At 58.7% G+C, this 22,632-nt stretch carries 15 protein-coding genes; 8 read left to right on the top strand and 7 right to left on the bottom strand.

Going from position 1 to position 22,632, the window contains the following annotated elements:
* Window positions 1-68: 68 nt before the first annotated feature.
* The gene (locus tag AB6729_RS11110; protein ID WP_371081686.1) at window positions 69-1,394 is read right to left on the bottom strand and encodes an APC family permease; all 1,326 of its coding nucleotides are present in this window, start codon (window positions 1,392-1,394) and stop codon (window positions 69-71) included.
* Window positions 1,395-1,579: 185 nt separating this feature from the next.
* On the opposite strand from AB6729_RS11110, the gene AB6729_RS11115 reads away from it, so the two are divergent.
* The 5 genes from AB6729_RS11115 (at window position 1,580) to manD (ending at window position 9,362) form a co-directional block, all read left to right on the top strand.
* Window positions 1,580-2,422 (top strand): glycoside hydrolase family 19 protein, encoded by an 843-nt coding sequence (locus tag AB6729_RS11115; RefSeq protein WP_371081687.1) that lies wholly within the window; start codon window positions 1,580-1,582, stop codon window positions 2,420-2,422.
* A gap of 130 nt (window positions 2,423-2,552) precedes the next feature.
* Window positions 2,553-3,935: a Gfo/Idh/MocA family oxidoreductase gene (locus AB6729_RS11120; protein ID WP_371081688.1), complete on the top strand. Its 1,383-nt coding sequence runs from the start codon at window positions 2,553-2,555 to the stop codon at window positions 3,933-3,935.
* A gap of 10 nt (window positions 3,936-3,945) precedes the next feature.
* Window positions 3,946-5,493: an acetylxylan esterase gene (locus tag AB6729_RS11125; RefSeq protein ID WP_371081689.1), complete on the top strand. Its 1,548-nt coding sequence runs from the start codon at window positions 3,946-3,948 to the stop codon at window positions 5,491-5,493.
* Window positions 5,457-8,141 (top strand): alpha-glucuronidase family glycosyl hydrolase, encoded by a 2,685-nt coding sequence (locus AB6729_RS11130; RefSeq protein ID WP_371081690.1) that lies wholly within the window; start codon window positions 5,457-5,459, stop codon window positions 8,139-8,141. The genes AB6729_RS11125 and AB6729_RS11130 overlap by 37 nt, the downstream gene beginning before the upstream one ends.
* A gap of 12 nt (window positions 8,142-8,153) precedes the next feature.
* The gene (gene manD, locus AB6729_RS11135) at window positions 8,154-9,362 is read left to right on the top strand and encodes a D-mannonate dehydratase ManD (protein ID WP_371081691.1); all 1,209 of its coding nucleotides are present in this window, start codon (window positions 8,154-8,156) and stop codon (window positions 9,360-9,362) included.
* Between the two features lie 29 nt (window positions 9,363-9,391).
* Here manD and AB6729_RS11140 read toward each other — a convergent pair whose 3' ends face one another.
* Both AB6729_RS11140 and AB6729_RS11145 read right to left on the bottom strand, forming a co-directional pair.
* Entirely contained in the window at window positions 9,392-10,435 is a 1,044-nt protein-coding gene (locus AB6729_RS11140) for a CDP-alcohol phosphatidyltransferase family protein (protein WP_371082614.1), read from the bottom strand.
* 257 nt (window positions 10,436-10,692) lie between these two features.
* The gene (locus AB6729_RS11145; RefSeq protein ID WP_371081692.1) at window positions 10,693-12,210 is read right to left on the bottom strand and encodes a sialate O-acetylesterase; all 1,518 of its coding nucleotides are present in this window, start codon (window positions 12,208-12,210) and stop codon (window positions 10,693-10,695) included.
* Between the two features lie 296 nt (window positions 12,211-12,506).
* Between AB6729_RS11145 and AB6729_RS11150 the strand changes: the two genes are divergently transcribed.
* Both AB6729_RS11150 and AB6729_RS11155 read left to right on the top strand, forming a co-directional pair.
* Complete coding sequence (locus AB6729_RS11150; protein ID WP_371081693.1) at window positions 12,507-13,868, top strand: dipeptidase; 1,362 nt, start codon at window positions 12,507-12,509, stop codon at window positions 13,866-13,868.
* A 63-nt stretch (window positions 13,869-13,931) separates the two neighbouring features.
* Complete coding sequence (locus AB6729_RS11155) at window positions 13,932-16,067, top strand: M28 family peptidase (RefSeq protein WP_371081694.1); 2,136 nt, start codon at window positions 13,932-13,934, stop codon at window positions 16,065-16,067.
* 80 nt (window positions 16,068-16,147) lie between these two features.
* On the opposite strand, the gene greA is transcribed toward AB6729_RS11155, so the two are convergent.
* From greA to AB6729_RS11175, 4 genes are all read right to left on the bottom strand, one after another.
* On the bottom strand, window positions 16,148-16,615 hold the full coding sequence (gene greA, locus AB6729_RS11160) for a transcription elongation factor GreA (RefSeq protein ID WP_371081695.1): 468 nt from the start codon (window positions 16,613-16,615) through the stop codon (window positions 16,148-16,150).
* 120 nt (window positions 16,616-16,735) lie between these two features.
* Window positions 16,736-18,622 carry an alpha-L-arabinofuranosidase C-terminal domain-containing protein gene (locus AB6729_RS11165; RefSeq protein WP_371081696.1) on the bottom strand — a complete coding sequence of 629 codons (1,887 nt, stop codon included), beginning with the start codon at window positions 18,620-18,622 and terminating at the stop codon, window positions 16,736-16,738.
* A gap of 248 nt (window positions 18,623-18,870) precedes the next feature.
* On the bottom strand, window positions 18,871-20,760 hold the full coding sequence (htpG, locus tag AB6729_RS11170) for a molecular chaperone HtpG (RefSeq protein WP_371081697.1): 1,890 nt from the start codon (window positions 20,758-20,760) through the stop codon (window positions 18,871-18,873).
* A 90-nt stretch (window positions 20,761-20,850) separates the two neighbouring features.
* Window positions 20,851-21,477, bottom strand: coding sequence for an FMN-dependent NADH-azoreductase (locus AB6729_RS11175; RefSeq protein WP_371081698.1), 627 nt, complete (start codon window positions 21,475-21,477; stop codon window positions 20,851-20,853).
* Between the two features lie 179 nt (window positions 21,478-21,656).
* Between AB6729_RS11175 and AB6729_RS11180 the strand changes: the two genes are divergently transcribed.
* Window positions 21,657-22,631 (top strand): zinc-binding alcohol dehydrogenase family protein, encoded by a 975-nt coding sequence (locus AB6729_RS11180; protein WP_371081699.1) that lies wholly within the window; start codon window positions 21,657-21,659, stop codon window positions 22,629-22,631.
* Window position 22,632 lies beyond the last annotated feature (1 nt).

Here is a 22,632-nt window from a genome sequence, read left to right on the forward strand (position 1 = left end):
AATAATTCGATATCAAAATAAACTACATCTATCGGATTCTGGTGCATGGAGCAAAGGTGCAGATTTTTTTACGAAGCTTTGCGGTGACGCGAACGCAGCATACTCCGCGACGCGAGCAGGTACAAGGGAATACCGCAGGCTGCGATGATCAGCGCGAATAGCACCGCGGGGATGCTGCCCACATGTTCACCCCGCGCGGCCCAGAGCGCAAAGAAGACCAGACCGACAGGGCCGCACCCCAGCACCACTGCGAACCACGTGGGGCCGGGTACGCGGAAAGGGCGCGGCATCTGCGGCTGACGTCGCCGCAGGATGATCAGTGCGGCAAACTCCAGGATCAGCGATAGCCCCCATAGCAGCACGTCGATAGTGATGAGGCGTTCAAAAGTAAGCTTCAGCGCCAGCGCCCAGCATGTGGCGCATACGATCAGCGAAACCCATGGCACAGCGTTGCGATTGCGTTTTGCCAATGCGCGCGGTAGCAGGCCGTCACATGCCATCGCGTAAGGCAGGCGAGTGTAACTGAGTGTGAGTGCGTTAAATGTACCCATGCTGTCGAGCGATCCTGCCAGCACCACACCCACTGCCAATGCTGTACCGCCGAGAAGATGCGCTGCATCGGCCCATGCGCCGGTGGAGAAGCGATCCGCGGGAATGCCTGCCCATGCCACTGCCGCAATCGGAATGAGGTACGTGAGCATGACCATGCCTGCGGCCAGCAGCATCACGCGCGGATACGTTCTCTGCGGCTCTTCCACTTCGCTGGCGATGGTGGTTGCGTTGTCCCACCCCATGTAATTCCACATGGCCACAAGGATGGCAGCGGGGAGATCGATGTGCGAAGGCGCGCTCATCGCCGCGTGCGGTGTGTGCGATCCGGTATAGACCGCAAGAACAACCAGCGCGACGAACGGACTGAGCGCCAGCAGCCAGATGAAGACCGACCCGTCACCCACCGACTTGGCGCCACGCAGATTCCACAGTGCCGAGAGAAGCACCACGCCAATCTCAAGCGCCAGGCCGCGATGTCCGCTGGTCATAGCTGGTGCTACGCGACCAAGGTAGTCGACGAAGATCGTCGGGTAGATGGCCATGTCAAAAATGGAGGCGGCCAGCGACAGCCATGCTTCCTGAAATCCCCAGAACGGCCCCATGGCACGCCGCACCCAAACGTAAAAGCCACCCTCTTCCGGCATGGCGGCAGAGAGTTCGCCCAGCATCAAGGCTGTGGGCAAGCTCCACATAAAGGGCAGAAAGAACAGCAGCAGAAGTGCGCGCCCATAACCGGCGAAGCCGATGATGTCTTCCAGTCCGTATGGACCGCCAGACACCATGAAATACGTCGCCGCCAGCAGCGGGATCAGCTTCAGTTTGCGCGCGTGCGATCGTGCCATGTTTCTGGTTGGTTCAACTCCGTGTTGGTGGATGTGTGTGATGTTGAATGTATCGTTTTCGCGCAGCCTGTGCGGAGGAAGTTTGGCCGATGTGCTAACGTGCCTTGATGTGCATCGCGGCGAGTGTTGGCAGAGGCGGAAGGAATCTTCGCGACGACGTTCGCACCGTGCAACTGCTGTTGAACATGCATCATGCTCAGGTGACCGGACCGCTGGTGGCCGATGGCGTCTGCGGTGCGGCGACCATTGCGTTGATCGAGCAGTTTCAGCAGGGCGTGATTGGCGGCAACGACACGGTGGGCCTTGTTACGCCGGACAGCAGCACCGCTACACATGGCTCTACGCTGCGTGCCTTGCGCAGCAGTATGCCGCCGGGATTTATAGAGGAAAAGCTGGAAGGCATACTGATTCATGCCGCAGCCGCCGATACTGCGCGTTTCTTCGCGCCGATGCTGGCTGCGATGCAGTCTGCATCCATCGACACGGCGCTGCGGCAGGCACACTTTCTGGCGCAAGCAGGACATGAAAGTGCAGAACTGCATTACACGGAAGAGATTGCCAGCGGTGCTGCGTATGAGGGCCGCAAGGATCTTGGCAACACACAGCCGGGTGACGGTGTTCGCTTCAAAGGCCGCGGGCTGATGCAGTTGACCGGTCGCAGCAACTATGCGGCGTTTGGGAAATTCGCTGGGCAGGATCTGCTGAAGCATCCGGAACTGGTCGCAAACAATCCGCGTCTTGCAGTGGATGTGGCGACGTGGTTCTGGACGAAGCACGATCTCAATCCTTTGGCGGATGCGGATGACATTCGCGCTATTACACATCGTGTAAACGGTGGCGAAAACGGGTTGGATGACCGCAAGGCAAAGCTGGTACGCGCGAAGTGGTTTCTGATGGACCCGCATCCCGATCCGGCGCTGCCCGGACTGATTCAAGCGATGGAGGCGGTGGCGTTTGAGCCGTTTCCACGTCACGCCCGGAAACACAAAAAACGTCGCAAGGCGCAACGCCGTATAAAGAAGCCTTGAAATGGCGGCATCCGCATCTGGACAGGAGCAGAAATGCACGGATATAGTTCGTGGGCTGGATTATTCCTTGTCAGAGCGGCCTTTAAAAGGACGCACCATGCCGCAAACTGACGGATAAGGTGTTGTGCCCATGCAGGTCTCCCGTCGCAGCTTCCTCAAGAGTGCCGCAGCCACAAGTGCTGCCGTCGGCTTCCCCACGATTGTTCCATCTTCGGTCTTTGGACAATACGCTCCATCCAAGCGCATCAACGTGGGTGCGATTGGCGTTGGCCGCATCTCGCGCGGGCATGATCTGCCGGGCATCTGGCAATACGACAAGGCCAACATCATGGCTGTCTGCGATCTGGATGCGCACCGTGTGGAAGAGGGCAAGCAGCTAATTAATGGCGTGTATTCCAAGAAGCGTGGCGGCGCACCTTACAACGGCGTGGCGGGCTACAGCGACTTCCATGAGCTGCTGGCGAACAAGGATATTGACGCAGTTGTGATCAGCACGCCGGATCACCAGCATGCAGCCTGCGCCGTGGCTGCCGTGCGTGCGGGCAAAGATGTCTACATGCAGAAGCCCGCGTCGCTGACGATTGCGGAGGGGCGTTATCTTTCCGATGTTGCCAATGCATCCGGGCGCATTGTGCAGGTGGGCAGCCAGCAGCGTTCGTGGAAGCAGTTTCGTTACGCAGCAGAGCTGGTGCGCAATGGTCGCATTGGCGATCTGCAACATGTGGAAGTGGGCTTACCGGGTGACCCTGCAGGCCCGGAGGCCCCGCACATGCCCGTGCCCGACGGCTTCAATTACGACGCATGGCTGGGCACCACGCCCGAGGTGTATTACACAGAGATGCGTGTGCATCCGCAGAAGGGTTTTGACCGCCCGGGATGGCTGCGCTGCGAACAGTTTGGCGCGGGCATGATCACGGGCTGGGGCGCGCACCACATTGATTCCGCACACTGGGGCATGAACACGGAATACACAGGGCCTGTGGAAGTGTGGGGCACGGCGGAGTTTCCCAAGAGCGGGCTGTGGAATGTGCATGGCAAATTCCTGACACATGCGCGCTATGCCAATGGCGTGACGATGGACATCTCCGGCGACTTCCGCAATGGCATCAAGTTCATCGGCACCAAAGGATGGGTCTTTGTTACGCGGACGGAACAGTTGACACCAACCGACATGGGCAAAGCGGCAGACGTGAAGGCGACCGGGCTTGAAGCAAGCGATCCGGAGATTTTGAAATCAGTCATTGGGCCGGATGAGATTCATCTCTATGTGAGTGAAGACCAGCACGGCAACTGGCTGGACTGCATTCATACACGGCAGTTGAATATCTCGCCGGTTGAGATGGGGCATCGCGCGTGTTCCACCTGCTTGGTGCACCAGATTGCGATGCATATGCCCAACGAGCATCTGCACTGGGATCCTGTGAACGAGCGCTTCCTGAACAACGACGCAGCCAACAAGTGGCTCTCGCGTCCGCAGCGCGCCAAATACGCATTCATGCCGCAACACGCCTAGGAGAAAATTCGTGAAGACGATTCGTTGTCTGGCCGCACTTGCACTGTTGGTCACCTGCGCGGCTGTGCGTGCACAGGCCCCTGTAACTTTTACTGCTGAGCAGGATCACCAGAACATGATGGACCAGCTAGGCATCAAGACACTGCGGCCCGGTCCAAGCGGTGACGAGAAAGCACCGAACCACGCGAACTACGACGAGTCGAAGGCGAATCCATATCCTGATCTTCCCGATCCGCTGACGCTGAACAATGGGAAGAAGGTCACCACACCGCAGCAGTGGTGGACGGAACGCCGCCCGCAGATTGTGGAAGATGTGGAACGCGAGATGTATGGCCGACTGCCAAAGAACATTCCCGGTGTGACGTGGCGCGTGGTGCTCACTGATAAAGAGATGGTTGGGCGCACACCTGTAATTGCCAGACGGCTTGTGGGTCACGTGGATAACTCTGCGTATCCCGCAATCAGTGTCGACATTGAAGCGACCGAAGTGATTCCCATAAACGTGAAGGGGCCTGTGCCGGTACTGGTGATGTTTGGGCAAAGTGTTCTGCCATCGCCTGCGCAACCGACATCTCCTGAACTGGAACGTGTGAATGAAGCGTTGCGTAAATTGTTGGCGCAACAGGATCCATCGCTCAAAGAAATCTTCGACAAATACCCGGCTTACAACCCGATTGCTTCGCAGGCTGTAAATCCCTTCACGGGCCGCGTCCCCGGTTTGCCTGCGTACACGGCAGATACGCTTCCTGCGACGAATGAGCTGGTTGCCGCAGGATGGGGCTATGTTGCGCTGAACACGACAAGCATCCAGGCGGACAACGGCCAGGGCATTACACGCGGCATCATCGGGCTTATCAATCACGGTCAGCCACGCACGCCGGAACAGTGGGGCGCGCTGCGTGCATGGGCGTGGGGTGCGGCTCGCGTGCTGGACTATCTTGAGACTGATCCTGCGGTGAATACAAAGCAGGTGGGCATTGAAGGTGTCTCGCGCTATGGCAAGGCAGCACTGGTGACGATGGCCTTTGAGCCACGTTTTGCGATGGGATTGATTGGATCAAGCGGCGAAGGCGGCGCAAAGCTCAGCCGTCGCAACTTCGGCGAAGCCGTCGAAAGCCTCACCGGTGGCGAGTATTACTGGATGGCCGGCAACTTCATGAAGTACGGCGCAGAGGACGGCAAATTCGGCCGCAAGACGCCGGGCGACATCCCTGTCGATGCACACGACCTTATCGCTCTCGCCGCACCGCGTCTGCTTTTCATCAGTTACGGTGTGCCGGAAAAGGGTGATGCAAAGTGGCTGGATCAGAAGGGCAGTTTCATGGCCACAGTGGCCGCGCAGCCTGTGTATCAACTGCTGGGCGCGAAGACTCTCGGAGTACCCAACGACTATCACGCAGACAAGGTGCAGATGCCGCCGGTGCTGCAAGGATTGCTGGATGGTCAGCTTGCATGGCGACAGCACGATGGCGGCCACACAGACCTGCCAAACGTTCCGTACTTCATTGAGTGGGCCGACAAATGGCGCGCCGCGGGACCACTGCCGGTACAACCATGAAGAAGTCGCAATCTACACAGCCCGTCATCCTGAGCGAAGCACGCAGTGCGAAGTCAAAGGACCTGCATCCTTCTCCTTTATGGGAATGCTTTTGTCGCAACGCACAACGCGTGATCGTGATCTCCGCGATGTTGCTCGGTTGCGCTGGAAACCTCACTGCGGAAGATGGCTCGGCAGCGTGGCTGCGCTATGCGCCCATCACAAATACAAAACAGTACGAGTCATTGCCGACGCGGATCGTGTCCGTGGACAGTTCCCCCGGCGGGCGTGCTGCTGCGGAAGAACTCAGGCGTGGGCTGGCATCCATGCTTGGCCGCACCTTCGTAGTGTCGAACACTGGAACAGGCGCAATCATTGTGCTCAGTTCCAACGCCCATCTGCCACGGGAGACTTACCGTATCCGACGAGGCATGGACGGATTCCATATCGAGGGTTCGTCAACTGCGGCAGAACTCTACGGCGTCTTTCATTTCCTCGAACGTGTTGCCTCACAAAAGCCCATAGTCAGCGAAACGCAATCGCCCGCTGCACAGATTCGATGGAGCGATGAGTGGGACAACATGGATGGCACCGTGGAACGTGGTTATGCGGGTCCGTCCATCTTCTTTGAGAATGGCCACGTCAAACAGGACCTGACACGCGCTGGGGAATACGCGCGCCTGCTTGCCTCTGTCGGTATCAACGGATGCAACGTGAACAACGTCAATGCAAATTTGCAGACGTTGTCGGAACAGAACCTGCGTGACTTTGCGCGGGTGGCAGAGGCCTTTCGCCCTTGGGGTGTGAAGCTGGCGTTGAGCGTTGACCTAACCAGTCCGCAGGTTGTTGGCGGACTCGATACGTTCGATCCGCTCGATCCAAACGTTGCCGCCTGGTGGCAGAAGAAGGTGGATGAGATTTATAAACTCATCCCGGACTTTGCTGGCTTCACCGTGAAAGCAGACAGTGAAGGACGCAAAGGGCCTTCGCAGTATGGTCGCACGCCAGCCGATGCAGCGAACGTTCTTGCACGTGCATTGAAGCCGCATGGTGGCGTGGTTTTGTATCGCGGCTTTGTCTATAACAATCATCTTGATTGGAATGACAAAAAGGCCGATCGCGCACGCGCCGGCGTGGACAACTTTGTGAAGAACGACGGCACGTTTGAATCAAATGTCGTCATCCAGATCAAAGAAGGTCCGATTGACTTTCAGGCGCGAGAAGCGGTGAGCCCGCTCTTCAGCGCATTGAAGAAAAGCAATGTTGCGATTGAATTGCAGACAGCGCAGGAGTACACCGGGCAGCAGCGCCACATGGTTTTTCTGCCCAGCATGTGGAAGTGGGTTCTGGACACCGATCTACGCGCGAACGGTAAAGCAACGCCGGTGAAACAAATCGTCACCGGCCACACATTCCCCAACGCCGATGGTACGCCACGCCTTAGTGGCTTTGTCTCTGTCAGCAATGTCGGTGTGGAAGCGAACTGGTTGCATCATCCTATGGCGCTTGCCAATCTGTATGGCTTTGGCAGACTCGCGTGGAATCCCGATACACCGCTGAGCGAAATCACCGACACCTGGACGCGCATGACATGGGGCAACGATGCGCAGGTGGTCAGCACCATCACGTCGATGCTGGGTAAAAGCTGGCGTGTTTACGAAGGCTACACCGGCCCTAACGGCATGGGCACGCTCACCAACATTCTTGGCTATCACTTTGGCCCGGGCATTGAATCGGCAGAGCGCAATGGATGGGGCCAGTGGTTCCGTGGCGAGAAAGACGGCATTGGCATGGACCGCACATCGCATGGCACCGGCTACGCGCAACAGTATGCGCCGGAGCTTGCGGCGAAGTATGAGAACCCCGCCACCACGGGCGATGATCTTCTACTGTTCTTCCATCATGTGCCGTACGACTACAAACTGCACAACGGCAAGACGTTGGTGCAATCCATCTACGACACGCATTACACCAGCGCGTTAGCAGCAGCAGAGTATGTGCCACAGTGGAGTGCATTGAATAACAAGATTGACGCAGAACGCTATGCGCAGACGCTGCATCTGTTTGAGTTTCAGGCAGGCCACGCGATTGTGTGGCGCGATGCGATGAACAACTGGTTTCAACACATCTCCGGCATTCCCGATGCGCAGGGCCGCGTGGGACATGACAAAGGCCGCATCGAAGCAGAAGCTTCACAACTCACCGGCTTTGAAACCATCGATGTGAATCCGTGGGAAACAGCATCCGGTGGCAAGGCTGTGAACTGCCACATAGCAGCGGGTTGCACACTGACCACCACCACGCAGCAGCCAACAGGCAGCTACAACATTGCCGTGAATTACTACGACATGTGGAACGGCGTTTCAAAGTACGAGCTGCTGGTGGATAACAAAACCATTGCGACCTTTGCAGCCGATGACAAGCTGCCGCCTGCACAGTTTGACCCCAACCCCGACGGCCAGACCGCAACGCGTTTCACCGCATACGATGTGGCTCTGCATCCCGGCGCAGTCATCACACTGCGCGCCGTGCCAGATGTGCGCCCCGAGCTACAGAACGTGATGCCGGCTGCCGAAGCCAACAGCCAGATCCGTGCGCGCGACTATCGTGAATTTGCGCCGGTAGACTATATCGTGATTGGCCCCGCGGGCCTCATCACACCGCAGTAAGCTGGAGCCCAAATGAAGATCACAGGCGCACGCCTCATCATCACTTCGCCGGACCGCAACTTCATCACGCTGCGCATTGATACGGATGAAGGCATCTACGGCCTTGGCGATGGCACACTGAACGGCCGCGAACTTGCCGTTGCCAGCTATCTGACGGAGCATGTGATTCCATGCCTCATTGGCCACGATCCGTTTCAGACAGAGGACATCTGGCAGTATCTTTATCGCGGTGCGTACTGGCGTCGCGGGCCAGTTACGATGTCTGCGATTGCAGCCGTCGACGTAGCCCTGTGGGACATCAAGGGCAAGGTGCTGAACACACCTGTCTACAACCTGCTGGGCGGTGCAAGCCGTAATGGTTGCATGGTGTACACGCACGCCAACGGTGCAGATATTGCCGAGGCCGTGGACTCCGTGCAGAAACATCTTGCGGAAGGCTACATCGCTGTTCGCGCGCAGGCTGGCGTTCCTGGGATTGCTTCAAGCTATGGTGTGCCAAAGAAGGGCAGGCCGTATGAACCCGCGGAGCGTGGTCTACCTTCTGAAAGCCTCTGGTCCACGGAAAAGTATCTGCGGTTTGCGCCGAGGCTTTTCGACGCAGTGCGGAATGCCGTTGGTGAAGATGTTCATCTGCTGCACGACGTGCATCATCGGCTTACGCCGATTCAAGCGGCACGTCTTGGAAAATCATTGGAACCATACGACCTGTTCTGGATGGAAGATGCCACGCCCGCAGAATTGCAGGAGGGCTTCAGGATCATCCGCCAGCACACCACCACGCCGCTGGCTGTGGGCGAAGTTTTCAACTCTGTGTGGGACGCGCATGACCTTGTGCGCAACCAATGGATCGACTATCTGCGTATGACGGTGTCACACGGAGGCGGCATCACACCCGCGAAGAAGACCGCCGATTTCTGCGATCTGTATCAGGTGAAGACCGGCTATCACGGCGCTACCGATCTATCGCCCGTCACCATGGCTGCAGCCCTGCACGTTGGTTTAGCGGTTCATAACTTCGGTATCCAGGAACACATGCCGCACACGGCGCTGACCGACGAAGTTTTCCCGCACGCCTACAAGTTTGAGAATGGCTATATGCATCCGGGCGATACGCCGGGATTGGGCGTGACCATCGACGAGGAACTTGCCGCGAAGTATCCGTACCAACGCGCCTATCTGCCCGTGGCGCGGCTGCTGGATGGAACCCTGACTGACTGGTAAATCTCTGCGCGGAACACTGCGAAGGCAGGTTATCGCGCAGGCACCAGCTTGCGGCGTTCGGTTTCTGTATAAGTGAAGCGGATGCGATGGATCACCGTGACCGTGCTGAGGAACGCCAGCACCCACAGCGCCGGAGCCATCACGCCCCATGTGTCGCACAGCGCGCCAAGAATGACCAGAACGATGCGTTCCGGCCGCTCCATGAAGCCCACCTTGCACGAGCCGATCAGGGCTTCCGCGCGGGCGCGAGTGTAACTGACCATGAGCGATGCCGTCATGACGAACGCCACCAGCACCACGTACACAAAGCGGTTGGCGCGCGCGTAATAGACCAGCAGGCCGAAGAAGATGGCCACATCGCTGTAACGGTCAATCACGGAATCAAAGAATGCGCCGAAGACGCTGACCTGGTTCGTCTGGCGTGCCACACGGCCATCGACCATGTCGAACAGACCGGCGCCAATCAGGATCAGGCCCGCATACAGGAACATGCGGTGCGCGTTTTGGCCGCGCGCGTAACCAAAGAAGAACGCGGCCACAATGTTGATGATGAGGCCGATGAAGGTCAGCGTGTTCGGCGAAATTTTCGACAGCGCCAATCCGTTGACGATCTTCTGCAGCAGCCATCCGCTGCCCTTGCCAAACGCGCTGGTCCAGGTGAATCGAGAGCTCATGCCTTCGTGCGTATCCTCTTCCAGTGTAGCCCGTTCGGGGCGGCGCGCGGGTAGTCGAAACGTGTCGCGGACGGCAGCAGCCAGCGCCTCGCGCGGATTTTCCGGGTCCGCCTCCTCTTCAAAGGGCAGGGGAAGCGTCTGGGAAGCCGCGGATTCGGACAGTGCATCCACCGCCAGCGGTATGGTCCGGCGTGTGCGCGGAGCCGTGGCGCGCAGCTTCCAGCGGTCGCTGACGGGCGGCAGCGGAGCCACATCCGGCGCCACCCAGCCCGTCCGCGCAGCCTCAGAAGCCAGCGTCTCCGGCTGCCAGAAGCCGTGCAGCGGATTGCCTTCCTCTTCGGGATAATCCGCCATCGCTTCGGCAAAGGTCTTTGCGTCCTGCGCGGCCAGCAGACGCATCCAGCCCTGCGTCACGGTCTCGTTGTAATGCGCGGCATTGCCGGTGCGCAGCGCGAAGTTCTGCAGCCCCTTGCGAATGCTGTCCAGAGCATCGTCAAACGGCAGACGCTCCAGCAGCAGCCACGCCATGCGCAGATGGTCGCCGTGGTGAAACTGGCTGGGGGCGATGTCGCGATCCTGAAAGGCACGCAGAAAATCCCCGTCCGACATCGCCGCGCAACCAAACCTGAGCATTTCTCAAGTTTACGCCGGAAGGCCTATGGCTCCGACGTAAACGTGCCCAGCGGCAGACCTGCGCTGTTGTACACATAATCCGTCACCACGGCGGCCCAGCCGTAGCGGATGTACTTCGGCTCCTTCACCGTGGACGAGGTCGCCACCACCGTTACGTGATCGCCGACCTTCTCCACGCGTGCCTCTGCTGGCACAAACTTGTGGTCGGCACCGGCAATTTCAAATCCGCCGACCGCACCCGCCTTTGGCGCAAGCCCTCCCGCATGGGTGAACCAGGCGCGCATGCCGTTGGGTTCCGTGGTGGCCTGCTCAAACAAGGGCGAGAAGCCTTCTGCCTTGGCCCCGTAGCTGATGTCGAACGCAATCGCAGCCAGTCGCGCGCCCACGGTCTGCTTATCGCCGGGATGAATGTTGGTGGGATGTCCCACGTCCAGCGTGACGGCCATGCCTGTGTTCACCAGCGACAGCGTCTTGCGCTGCGCATCCCGCACCGTGCTCCATCCGTCCGGCGTGTTGCTGCCCCAGCTGGAGAGCTGCACAAACAGGAAGGGGAAGTCGCCCTGCGCCCACTGCCGACGCCAATCCTGAATCATGCCGCCAAAGATGCGACCGTAATACGGCGCGTACGTCGCTCCCTGATCCGCTTCGCCCTGATACCAGATGGCGCCGCGGATGGCGTACTTTGTGTACGGCGCCAACATGCCGTTGTACAGCGCGGCGGGGGTCCATGAACTGTTGCGGTCGTTAAGCTTCGCGTGCGGCACCGGCGTTCTTCCGGCTGCTTTATCTGCCTCGTCCTGCGCCGCAAAGTTTGCCTTGATCTCTTCAGTTACGCCCTGGTCGGTGATCATGCTCGCACCATTGGTGAACAAGCTGCTCTGACCCAGGAAACCCGCACCCTCCGCACTCATCCATGCCATAGCCGGCGTACCACCCCAACTGGTATCAATGAGTCCGATCGGCACGCCCTTCTCATGCTCCTGAACGTCGCGGCCAAAGAAGTAGGCCACAGCAGAGAAGTTCGTCGCGGTGTCAGGAGTGCAGACGGTCCATGTGTCGTCGGTATCGGACAAGGGCACTGCAGCGGGGCGTCTGTGCTGCAGCAGCAGGCGAATCTTCGGATGATTAGCCGCCGCAATTTCCTTCTCATGGTCCTTGATCTGCGTGTCCGGGTTGAAGCCCTTCAGCGGCATCTCCATATTCGACTGGCCGCTGGCAATCCAGACGTCACCTACAAGAATGTCGCTGCGCGTGATGGGCGCGGCGGTGGCATCGCCACTGACGTTCAGTGTGTACGGGCCACCTGCAGACTCCGGCGTAAGCCACGTCTCCCACTGGCCCCGGGCGTTCGCTGTAACGCTCAACTTCTGCTGATGAAAGCTGACGGAAACGTTCTCCCCGGCCCGCGCCCATCCCCACACCCGCACCGGACGGTCACGCTGAATGACGGCGTGATCACTGAATACATGTGGCAGGCGAACTTCAGCAGCCACGGGAAGGCTGCACAGTACAAGCGAAGCGGAAAGCAGCAGACGACGCATCAGGAATTGCTCCCAGAAAAATGAGATTCGTAACGACGGAATGCCTGTGGCACAAGGCAGGAGGAGTGTAACAAGGTTCCCGCAAGCGTTTCCGAACGAGAACACGCGCGTCTTACGAACCTGTTGTTACGTCTTCTTCTTTATCTACAAATTTGCCAGCGTTTGGCGTTCTAAGCCCGTAAATGCCGGGTTACAATGAGCGCTACCTCGCACAGTTTTCCACCGGCTTTCCCCGTATTTGGGGAATTCCGCTTCAGTCTGTTTGTTGTTTCATCCACGTTTGCTGGGAGTTCGCTTTGAAACACCTGATAGCTCTTTCCCTGAGTGCGGCCCTGCTGATCACACCGCAGGCCAGCCTTGCGCAGTCCAACGACGCTGCCCTGATTGCCAAAGCGCACAAGATTCATGACCGCGTGATCACGCTCGACACGCACAACGATATTGAGCCCTCAAACTTCACGGCAGACTGCAACTACACCATGCGCCTGACCACGCAGGTGAACATTCCCAAGATGATCGAAGGCGGCATGGACGTGTCGTTCATGATCGTTTACGTGGGACAGGGCCCGCTGACGCCGGAAGGCTACGACGATGCCTACAAGCAGGCGATTGCGAAGTTCGACGCGATCCATCGCCTGACGGAACAGATTGCTCCGGACAAGATTGGCCTCGCGCTGACGCCGGAAGACGTAATCCGCCTGCACAAGGCTGGCAAGAAGATTGCCGTTATTGGCGTGGAGAACGGCTATCCCATCGGCCTGGATGTGAAGCGCGTGAAGGAGTTCTACGACCGCGGCGCGCGTTACATGTCGCTGGCGCACAACGGCAACAGCCAGCTTGCCGATTCCAACACCGGCGAGAAGGACGGCTACTCCTACAACAACGGCCTGTCGCCAGAGGGCCGCGAAGTCATCGCAGAGATGAATAAGTGGGGCATCATGGTGGACCTCTCGCATCCCGCGAAAGGCTCCAACCTCGAAGCCATCCGGCTGTCGAAGGCTCCGGTCATCGCATCGCACTCGGCGATCCGCGCGCTGGCACCCAACGTGAGCCGCGACATGGATGATGAACAGTTGCTGGCCTTGAAGAAGAATGGCGGCGTGATCCAGGTGGTGGGCTTCGCCAGCTACCTGAAGCCGGATTCGCCGGAACGCACCGAAGCCCTGACCAAGCTGCGCGAGCAGGTGTTTGGCGACATGGCGCGTGGCGGTGGCCGTCGTGGCGGTGCCGAAGGCGCTGCACACTCGTGCCCGGTCGAAAGCGCCTCCGGGCCGCAGGCTCGTCGTGGCGGTGGCGCAATGGCAGGCTTCCTGAACACGTTGTCTGCCGACAAGCGCGCCGAGTACGAAAAGGGCATGGCCGAGATTGATGCGAAGTATCCGCCTGCGCCACGTGCCAACGTGAAGGACCTGATTGACCACGTGGATTACGCCGTGAAGAAGATTGGCATTGACCATGTCGGTCTTGCCTCCGACTTCGACGGCGGCGGCGGCATTGACGGATGGAACAGCACCGCTGAGTCCTTCAACGTAACGCTGGAACTGGTGCGCCGCGGCTATAGCGAAGAACAGATCGGCAAGCTGTGGAGCGGCAACCTGCTGCGCGTGTGGGGCGAGGTCGACAAGGTAGCAAAGCAATTGCAGAAGGCGCAGAAATAAGCGCGATGGATTTCGTAAGGGCGTGGCTCCGCCGCGCCCTTACAGAAGAAGCAAGGGAGAAGTATGAAGACAAGATGGATAGCGGCTGTGGCTGGCATGGCCCTGTTGGGTTGCCATGCCGGAGCCCTGATGGCGCAGGAAAAGGAAGACCGCACGCTGCTGACGCAGGAGCAGATGACGACCATCATCAACGAAGTGTCGGGCGAGCGAGCGATGCACAACGTGCTGGAGCAGGTGCCGTACCAGTTTGTGCGTCCGCCGTCGGAGTATCAGGGACACTTCCGCGAAGCCGAAGCTGTGGCCAAGATGGCCAAGGAATACGGCTTCAGCAAGATCTCCATTGAGGACTATCCCAGCGGCACCACCTATCAGCCCACCGTGGGTGAACTGTGGACGACTTCGCCCAAGAGCGTGAAGATCTACGACATTCACGACATCCCGGAAGTTCTGGCATCCACCAACGCCAACGGCGACCTCAGCGCCGACCTGGTCGACGTGGGCCAGGGCACTGCGAAGGACTTTGAGGGCAAGGACGTCAAGGGCAAGTTTGTCCTGTCCCTGGCTCCCAGCGGCCTTGCGGCCATCTACAACCGCGCCGTCGATGCAGGCGCCATTGGCGTTGTGGGCATCAGCGCGATTGGCGCGGGTGACCGCGCGGTGGACTACCCGAATGAAGTGGTCTGGACCACCGTGGTCGCCAAGCCCGGCACCGTTGCATGGGCTGTATCGCCGCGTGTGGCACGCCAACTTGAAACGCAGTTGAACCGCGGCCAGAAGGTGACCATCCGCTCCATCACTAAGAGCGAGCAGGTGCCGAACAAACAGGAGCTGGTCCACGCCGAAATCCCCGGCGACGGCAGCACCACGCAGGAAGTGGCCATCGGCGGCCATCTGTTCGAGGCCTACATCAAGCAGGGCGCCAACGATGATAACTCCGGCGTTGCACTAACGTTGGAAGTGGGCCGCGCATACCTGAAGCTCATCGCCGAGGGCAAGCTGCCGAAACCAAAGCGCACCATCAACTTCCAGTGGGTGCAGGAGATCAGCGGCACCAACGCATGGTTCAACGCGCACCCTGAAAAGGCGAAGGTCATCATCGGCGACCTGAACTTTGACATGGAAGCCCTGCGCCTGACCGCCAGCCGCAGCCTCTGGATCATGCAGCGCACGCCGGATACCTTCCCGTCGTACATCAACGACATTGGCCAGAGCATGCTGGAGTACATTGCGGAAGTCTCGCGCGAGCGTGTCCGTTATCGTGCCACGGGCTACGGCGCATCGCAGCCCGTGGAATCACCCAACGGCAGCAACGACGCCTTCTATATCAAGGTCGACAAGCACTACGGTTCCAGCGATCACGTGACGTACATGCAGCACGGCATCCCGGCCATCATGTTCATCACCTGGCCGGACATGTGGTATCACTCGTCGCAGGACACCCCGGACAAGCAGGACTCCACGCAGTACAAGCGCGCTGCCGCAGTGGCGACAGGTTCGCTTGCCGTGCTGGCATCCGGTACGGATGAAGAAGCCGCACGCATCCTGAACGAGAACCTGGGCCGTGGCCTGGCCCGCATGGGCGAATCGCACACCAAGGGTCTCGGCTACATTGCCGACGCAACGGATGCAGCTTCACTGAACACGGCATACAAAGAAGCGAAGATCGCCATCCTGCATCAGGCAGCAGTCGAAAAGGATGTGGTGGATTCCGCCAGCGTTCTGTGGACCAACGCAGACACCGGCAAGAAGAGCACCTCTTCCTTTGCTCCACTGATTGACCAGCGCGCAGCGACGCTGCTGAGCGAAGTGAAGGCTGCCTACCAGCTTCAGGCGGCGCAGCGCGGCATCACGCCCAGCGAGCCTGTACAGACAGCGGCAGAGAAGGAAGCCGCAGGCATCCTCGTCGAACCCGTTGCGCGTACCGGCACCGCAGGTGGACCGGGTGGCGGCGGCGGTGGACGCCGTGGACCACAGACCGGACCGCAGCTTCCACAGGAGATGAACGCTGAGTTCCAACTCCTGCTGCCGAAGCACCTGACCGCGCTGGAAATCCGCGACTTCCTCTCCGGCGAATTCACGCCGCTTCCGCTGGCCGACCTGATGGAAGTGCTGCACGCACGCGAGAAGGCTGGCCAGATCAAGCTGACGCAGAAGCCTGCTGAAGCTCCGGTCGCAGCCAGGGGCAAGAAGAAGAAGTAACCCATCAAAACCACAACAGAAAAGCCCACCTGCGCAATCAGCAGGTGGGCTTTCTCTTTGATCTGGAATTGGAAAACGAGTTACGCGGCGTCGTGGATCGTCGTCAGCTTCAGAATTTCCAGTTCTCGTTTGCCATTCGGTGTGACCACGGTGGTTTCATCGCCCACCTTTTTACCCACCAATGCCTTGCCAATGGGCGACGTGGTGCTGATGAGGCCCTGGGTGACGTCGCTCTCTTCGCTGGTCACCAGCCGGTAGGTGATCTCTTCTCCCTTGGTGTTGTCGAAGACAACGATGGTCGAGCCGAAGCCGACGCGGTCCGCGGGAATGTTCGTCAGGTTCACCAGCGACAGCTCGCCCATACGCTTTTTCAACTGGCCCAGGCGTGCGTTTACGAACTCCTGCCGCTGCTTGGCAGAGTGATATTCGGCGTTCTCGCTCAGATCGCCCAGCGCCACAGCCTTCTTGATCTCTGCAGGCAGTTCCGTGGTCAACTCATGTTCCAGGAGTTTGATCTCTTCTTCGAGTTTCTTCGTAATGTCGAGCATAGCGAGGCTTCCAATCAGGCAATAGGAATCGGGGAGCGCGGCCAGGTCGCGCCATGGGCAGCGAGGCTCCGGGAATAAGGTTTGATTCTACCAGCCGGGCAAAAACGGGGCTTCAGGCGGCTACTTCGCCGAAAGCACCAGCACCTGCACACTGAGCGGTGGCACCGTATGGTGGATAGACCCAGACGCATGCAAACGGGACACCTGCGGCGTGATGCGTTCCGGATCGGTGATGCTGTTGGTGGCCGTGCGAGCGTCGCCCTTCAGCGTAACCAGCGTTGCACTGCCCGACGGCGCAGCTCCCTGCACCTTCACATCCAGCACCTGTGGTTCGGTGGAGCCGTTCACCAGCTTCACGTAGATTTCACCCTTCGCGGGATCGCGCGTGACCGACGTAAAGAAGCGCGTATGCACGCCACCGCTTAACTGTGTCTGCGAAACCTCAGTGCCCAGGTACTGCGCAAACATGCTCTGCGCGTAATACGAGGGCGAGCCGTAGCTCTTCGCGGCGTCATAGCCGATCAGGTCGCTCTCCCACTGCATGCCGCCGGGGTTCACATTCACGAACAGCGGCGCATACGCAGACAATTCGATCAGGTCACTGTTGCGCTCCATGCCGGTCATCCAGGCAGCATCAGCCAGCGCAGCGCCCAGGTCCGTGGTTGGCGAACCTTCACGCGTGGCCCACTCTCCCACAAAGATCTTCGGCCCGGTGCGCGGCACATGATCGTAGTGATCGGTCATGGCGTAGAACTCTTCCGCGCGCTTGTAATAGTGGTCGTCAATCAGGTCAGGCTGCAGGCCGCGCTTCACCGGCGCGGTGGCAATCAGCTTCAGGCTCGGATACTTGTCGCGGATGGCCTTGGCAAACTGCGGCCAACGCTCGTCATAACTGCCGGAATGATCGAGGTTGTCCTCATTGCCAATCTCGACATAATGCAGCGGAAACGGCTGCGGATGACCCAGCTTCGCGCGCACCGCGCCCCACTTTGTATCCGTGCTGCCGCTGACAAACTCAATCTCGTCCAGCGCGTCATCCACAAAGGGCTGCATGTGCGCGCCCGCGGCAATGTGCGTTCCCTTCAACGAATAGCCTGCATATACGGCAAGCACCGGCTCAATGTTCAGGTCCTCTGTCCATTCCAGAAATTCCAGCAGGCCCATGCCGTCGGTCGATGTGTAATTCCAGGGGCCGCGATGCCCCGGACGATCTGCCAGCGGCCCCAGCGTGGCCTTCCAGTCAAAGCGCTCTTCCACCGTGTCGCCTTCAAGATAGTTGCCGCCCGGCATCCGCAGAAACTTCGGATGCATCCCGGCCATCATCTCCATCAGGTCTGCACGATTGCCGTTTGCACGCCCCTTGTACGTGGGCGGAAACAGCGACACAAGCTGCAGCATCACACTGCCCGGCTTCTTGAAGCTCAACAGCAGGTGGTTGTTCGCACCGGCCTCAATCCTTGCCGTGTGCAGAGAGAATGTGTGCTGCTTCCAATCGCCTGTAATGCCGTCCACCGTGGTGCTTGCAGCCACCTTGCCCGTTGTGTTGTTCACCAGCGAAACGGTGATAGAGTCAAGATCGCCCCGCGCATAGAACGAGCCGCTATACGTGGTGTCCGGCTTCAGCGCCATACCCCACCATCCATCATTGCGCACACCCGCAGGCGCGGCATCGCTTGCCGTCGTCACATCCACACGCATGCTGTCCAGCAACGCTTCAGACGGGCCATCGCCCGCCGCCATCTTGATGGTCGCTGCTGAATCGCCCGCGTTGTCCACGATCCAGTGCTGCATGCCGCTCCAGTCATGATGGAACGTGCGATTGCGCACCATCTCCGCATACAGTCCGCCGTCGTAGGAGTAGTTAATCTCCTCCGTCATCAGGCCGTAGAGCATGGGACTGACGGGATGCACCGGCTTATCAGCCTGGATGGTCAGCGTGGCCTGCGCATGGGCAGCAGAAGCAGTCAGCACAGCAGTGAGTGCAAGAGCAGAGAGTCTTGTGAACATGGGTTTCTCCAAGCGGTACGATGCTATCGCAAAAACAATTCTTTTTTACATGCCACGAAATTTATTGATTTAAGACCTCTATGTGTGCCGTCATCCTGAGGAGCAAAGCGACGAAGGATCCCAACGATGTTTCGGTCGCACTAAGAAGCTTGGAGGTTCTCGCAGAAACTTTCCAGCTGTAGCGGCACGCACAAACTCGCAGGGATCCTTCGCTTCACTCAGGATGACAAACAAATAGAGAACAGGAGCTAGATTGACTGATTTAACACACGATTCAAACGCTGCACGAACGTCGTCGGATCCTTCAACGGCACGCCTTCCAGCAACAACGCCTGATCAAACAACAACCATGCCGCATCGTCCACGCGGCTGTTGCTGGGATCGGCCAGCAGCTTGCGGATGATCTCGTGATCGGGATTGATCTCCAGCGTGGGCTGCATTGCGGGCAGGTCCTTCTGCCCCATCGCTTCCATCATGCGGCGCATGCGCGCGGAAGGTTCATCCTCATCACTGACGATGACGGAAGGACTATCCGCCAGCCGCGACGACGCACGCACATCCTTCACCGCATCGCCCAGCGTGGCCTTGATCTTCTCCAGCAACGGCTTCAACTCTTCCGTCTTCTCCGGAGCCGTTTCATCCTTCAGGTCTTCCGATGTCGACGACTTATTCACCGCCTTGAATTCCACATCGCCATACTGCGGCACAGCGGAAAAGACGATCTCGTCAATCTCGTCATCCAGAATCAGAACTTCAATGCCCTTCTTCTTGTAGATCTCCAGCAGCGGCGAGTTGCGCAGCATACTCTCCGATCCACCGGTGATGTAATACAGCGCCTTCTGCTCTGGCTGCATACGTTCTTTCGCGTCAGCCAGCGAGGTCAGGCCTTCCACCTTCGTTGATTTGAAGCGCACCAGGTCAAGCAGCGTATCGCGATTCGCATAGTCGCCGTAAACGCCTTCCTTCAACGGACGGTTGTACTCCGCGATGAACTGCGCGTACTTCTCCTTGTCATTCGTTGCAATCGTCTTGAACTCGGAGAGTATCTTCTTCACGCTGGCCGTCTTGATGCTGGTCAGCACCTTGTTCTGCTGCAGAATTTCGCGCGACACATTCAGCGGCAGGTCTTCTGAATCAATAATGCCGCGCACAAAACGCAGATACGGCGGCAGCAGGTCCTTCGAGTCGTCCATGATGAAGACGCGCTTTACATACAGCTTTACGCCGCCCTTGTAATCCTGCTGATACAGATCCAGCGGCGCCTTCGACGGAATGTAAAACAGCGTGGTGTATTCCAGCGTGCCTTCCGCGCGGGTGTGGAACCAGAACAGCGGATCATCCCAGTCGCCCGTCAACGACTTGTACATTTCCTTGTAGTCGTCGTCCTTCAACTCCGACTTGGACCGACGCCACATCGCACTGGCAGCATTCACCTGCTCCGTGGTGCGCGTCTTGATGGACTCCTTCTTCTCCGCGTTCCACTCGCTCTTGTCATACGTCAGGAAGATGGGGAAGGCGATGTGATTGGAATACTTCTTCACAATCTCCTGCAGCCGATATCCGTTGGCATACTGCGCTCCATCGTCATTCAGGTGGATCACGATGGTCGTTCCCGCTGCGCTGCGAGCGTGCTCACCGGAAACTTCTTCCAGATCAAAGCCGGTCTTGCCGTCGCTGGTCCACTTCCACGTGGTGTCTTCGCCAGCTTTGCGCGAGTAAACATCGACCTTGTCCGCGACCATAAATACAGAGTAGAAACCAACACCAAACTGCCCGATCAGGTTGGAGTCTTTACGCGCATCGCCGGAAAGATGCGAGAGGAAGTTCTTCGTTCCCGAACACGCAATGGTGCCCAGGTGCGAAATCAAATCTTCCTGGTTCATGCCAACGCCCGTATCCGAAAGCGTCAGCAACTTGTTCGCCTCATCCAGTTCCAGGTCAATACGCGGTGCGTCAATGCCGTTGCCCACCAGTGCCTTGAACTTCTCGTCCGTCAGGCTCAGGTGGCGCAGCTTATCCAGCGCGTCCGACGAGTTGGAAATCAGTTCGCGGAGAAAAATCTCCGGATGCGAATACAGCGAATGAACGATCAGTTGGAGGAGTTGCGATACTTCTGTCTGAAATTCCTGTTTTGCCATAGCACCCACCATTATCGCCAACTTCGTGCAAACGCAGAAACAACAACTGCCCTCCGAAAAGGGCAGTTGTTGTTTGAGAGTGAAAATTGGTTACGCCTTGGCCAGTTCCAGCGCCTGCGCTTCAAAAGGTTTCTTCCAGTCTTCTTCGCTGATCTTGCCGTACCGGATATTGGACGCGCCACCTGCAGACAACACCGTGACATCGGTAATGCCGATGAAACCGAAAATGAACTTGATGTATGGCGTCAGGTAGTCATAGGCTCCACTGGGTTCACCCTGCACATAGAGGCCCCCACTGGCCGAAATCACGGTCACTTTCTTGCCCTTGAGCAGCCCCACCGGTCCCTTTTCCGTGTAGTCGAAGGTCAGGTCTTTACGCACGGCGTGGTCAATCCAGGCCTTCAGCACGGCAGGCACCTGGAAGTTGTACAGAGGCGTGGTGATCAGGATGTGGTCCGCGGCCTTAATTTCCGCAATGATCTCATCGCTCTGCTTCAGCGCAGCCTTGTGTTCGTCCGTGTGCTCAACCGGGGGCGTAAACGCACCGGCAATCCACGGCAGGTCAACGAATGTGGGCTGATTCTTCGCCAGATCGCGCTCCACCACGGTGCCGCCTGCGTGCGCTGCCTGCCAGCCTTCCACAAAGGTTTGTCCAAGCTGGCGCGAGTACGAATGGCCGCCGCGCGGACTGACGTCAATCTTCAAAAGTGATGCCATGTGCGAAAAATCTCCGGAACGAGAAATGGATTTCGGTCGTGCGGTCTTTCTGATGACACTTCCATGTCGAAGGATTCGGCATAGAAAAGAATATTTAGCGACCAACCATGCCGCGTCGCGCCACGCCTTCGCCTCATCCAATCCCCATATCGCCCGTGATCGTGAGGACAAGGAACACCATGAAAGCAGTCATCATTCCAGCAGCAGGCGCATCCCCTGTCTTCGGTGAATTTCGCGAACCTTCTGCTATTGAGGGCAAGGTCATCGTGAATGTGCACGCCTCTGCCCTGAGCCAGCTCAGCAAGATGCGTTCGTCCGGCGCGCACTACAGCTCTGAGGGCGTCTTCCCCTCGGTCCCGGGCGTGGATGGTACAGGCATCACGCAGGATGGCAGACGCGTGTACTTTGCCCTGCCCGAAACCCCCTTCGGTGCGCTGGCGGAACAATCGCTGGTGGAGGAGAAACTCTGCATCCCTCTCCCGGACAATCTGGACGACATTACCGCTGCGGCGATGGCCAATCCCGGCATGTCTGCCTGGGCGGCGCTGGTGGAGCGCGCAAAGTTCGTCCGCGGCGAAACGGTACTCATCAACGGTGCGACCGGCTCCGCAGGCAGCATGGCCGTGCAGGTGGCAAAGTATCTGGGCGCAGGGCGGATCCTGGTCAGTGGTCGCAACGCAGAGAAGCTGGAAGCGTTACGCAAACTCGGCGCAGACGAGGTGATCCCGTTCACCATCGACGCCGATCATCCCGACGGCGCGGACACATTCCAGCAGGCGTTGAAACCGCATTTCGGCAGCGGTATCGACGTGGTGCTGGATTACCTGTGGGGTGGCAGCGCACGCGCCATCATCGCGGCCATTGCCCGGTATTCCGCGGAAGCTCACCGCGTTCGCTTTGTGCAGATTGGCTCTGCATCGGGCGAAAACAGTATTGACCTTCCCTCCGCGGCACTGCGTTCTTCCGCGATTGAACTCATGGGCAGCGGCCTGAAATCTGTCCCCATGAACAAACTGATGGAAGGCATTGCACATATCTTCGAAGGCGCAGCCCAGGGAGCATTTCAGATCGCCCTGGCCACGCTGCCGCTGGAGAAGATTGCGGAAGCATGGCAGGCGCCCGGCGAGCCGCGCATGGTGGTCACCATTCCATAGC

This window comes from Terriglobus sp. RCC_193 (genome assembly GCF_041355105.1).
Taxonomy (GTDB): domain Bacteria; phylum Acidobacteriota; class Terriglobia; order Terriglobales; family Acidobacteriaceae; genus Terriglobus.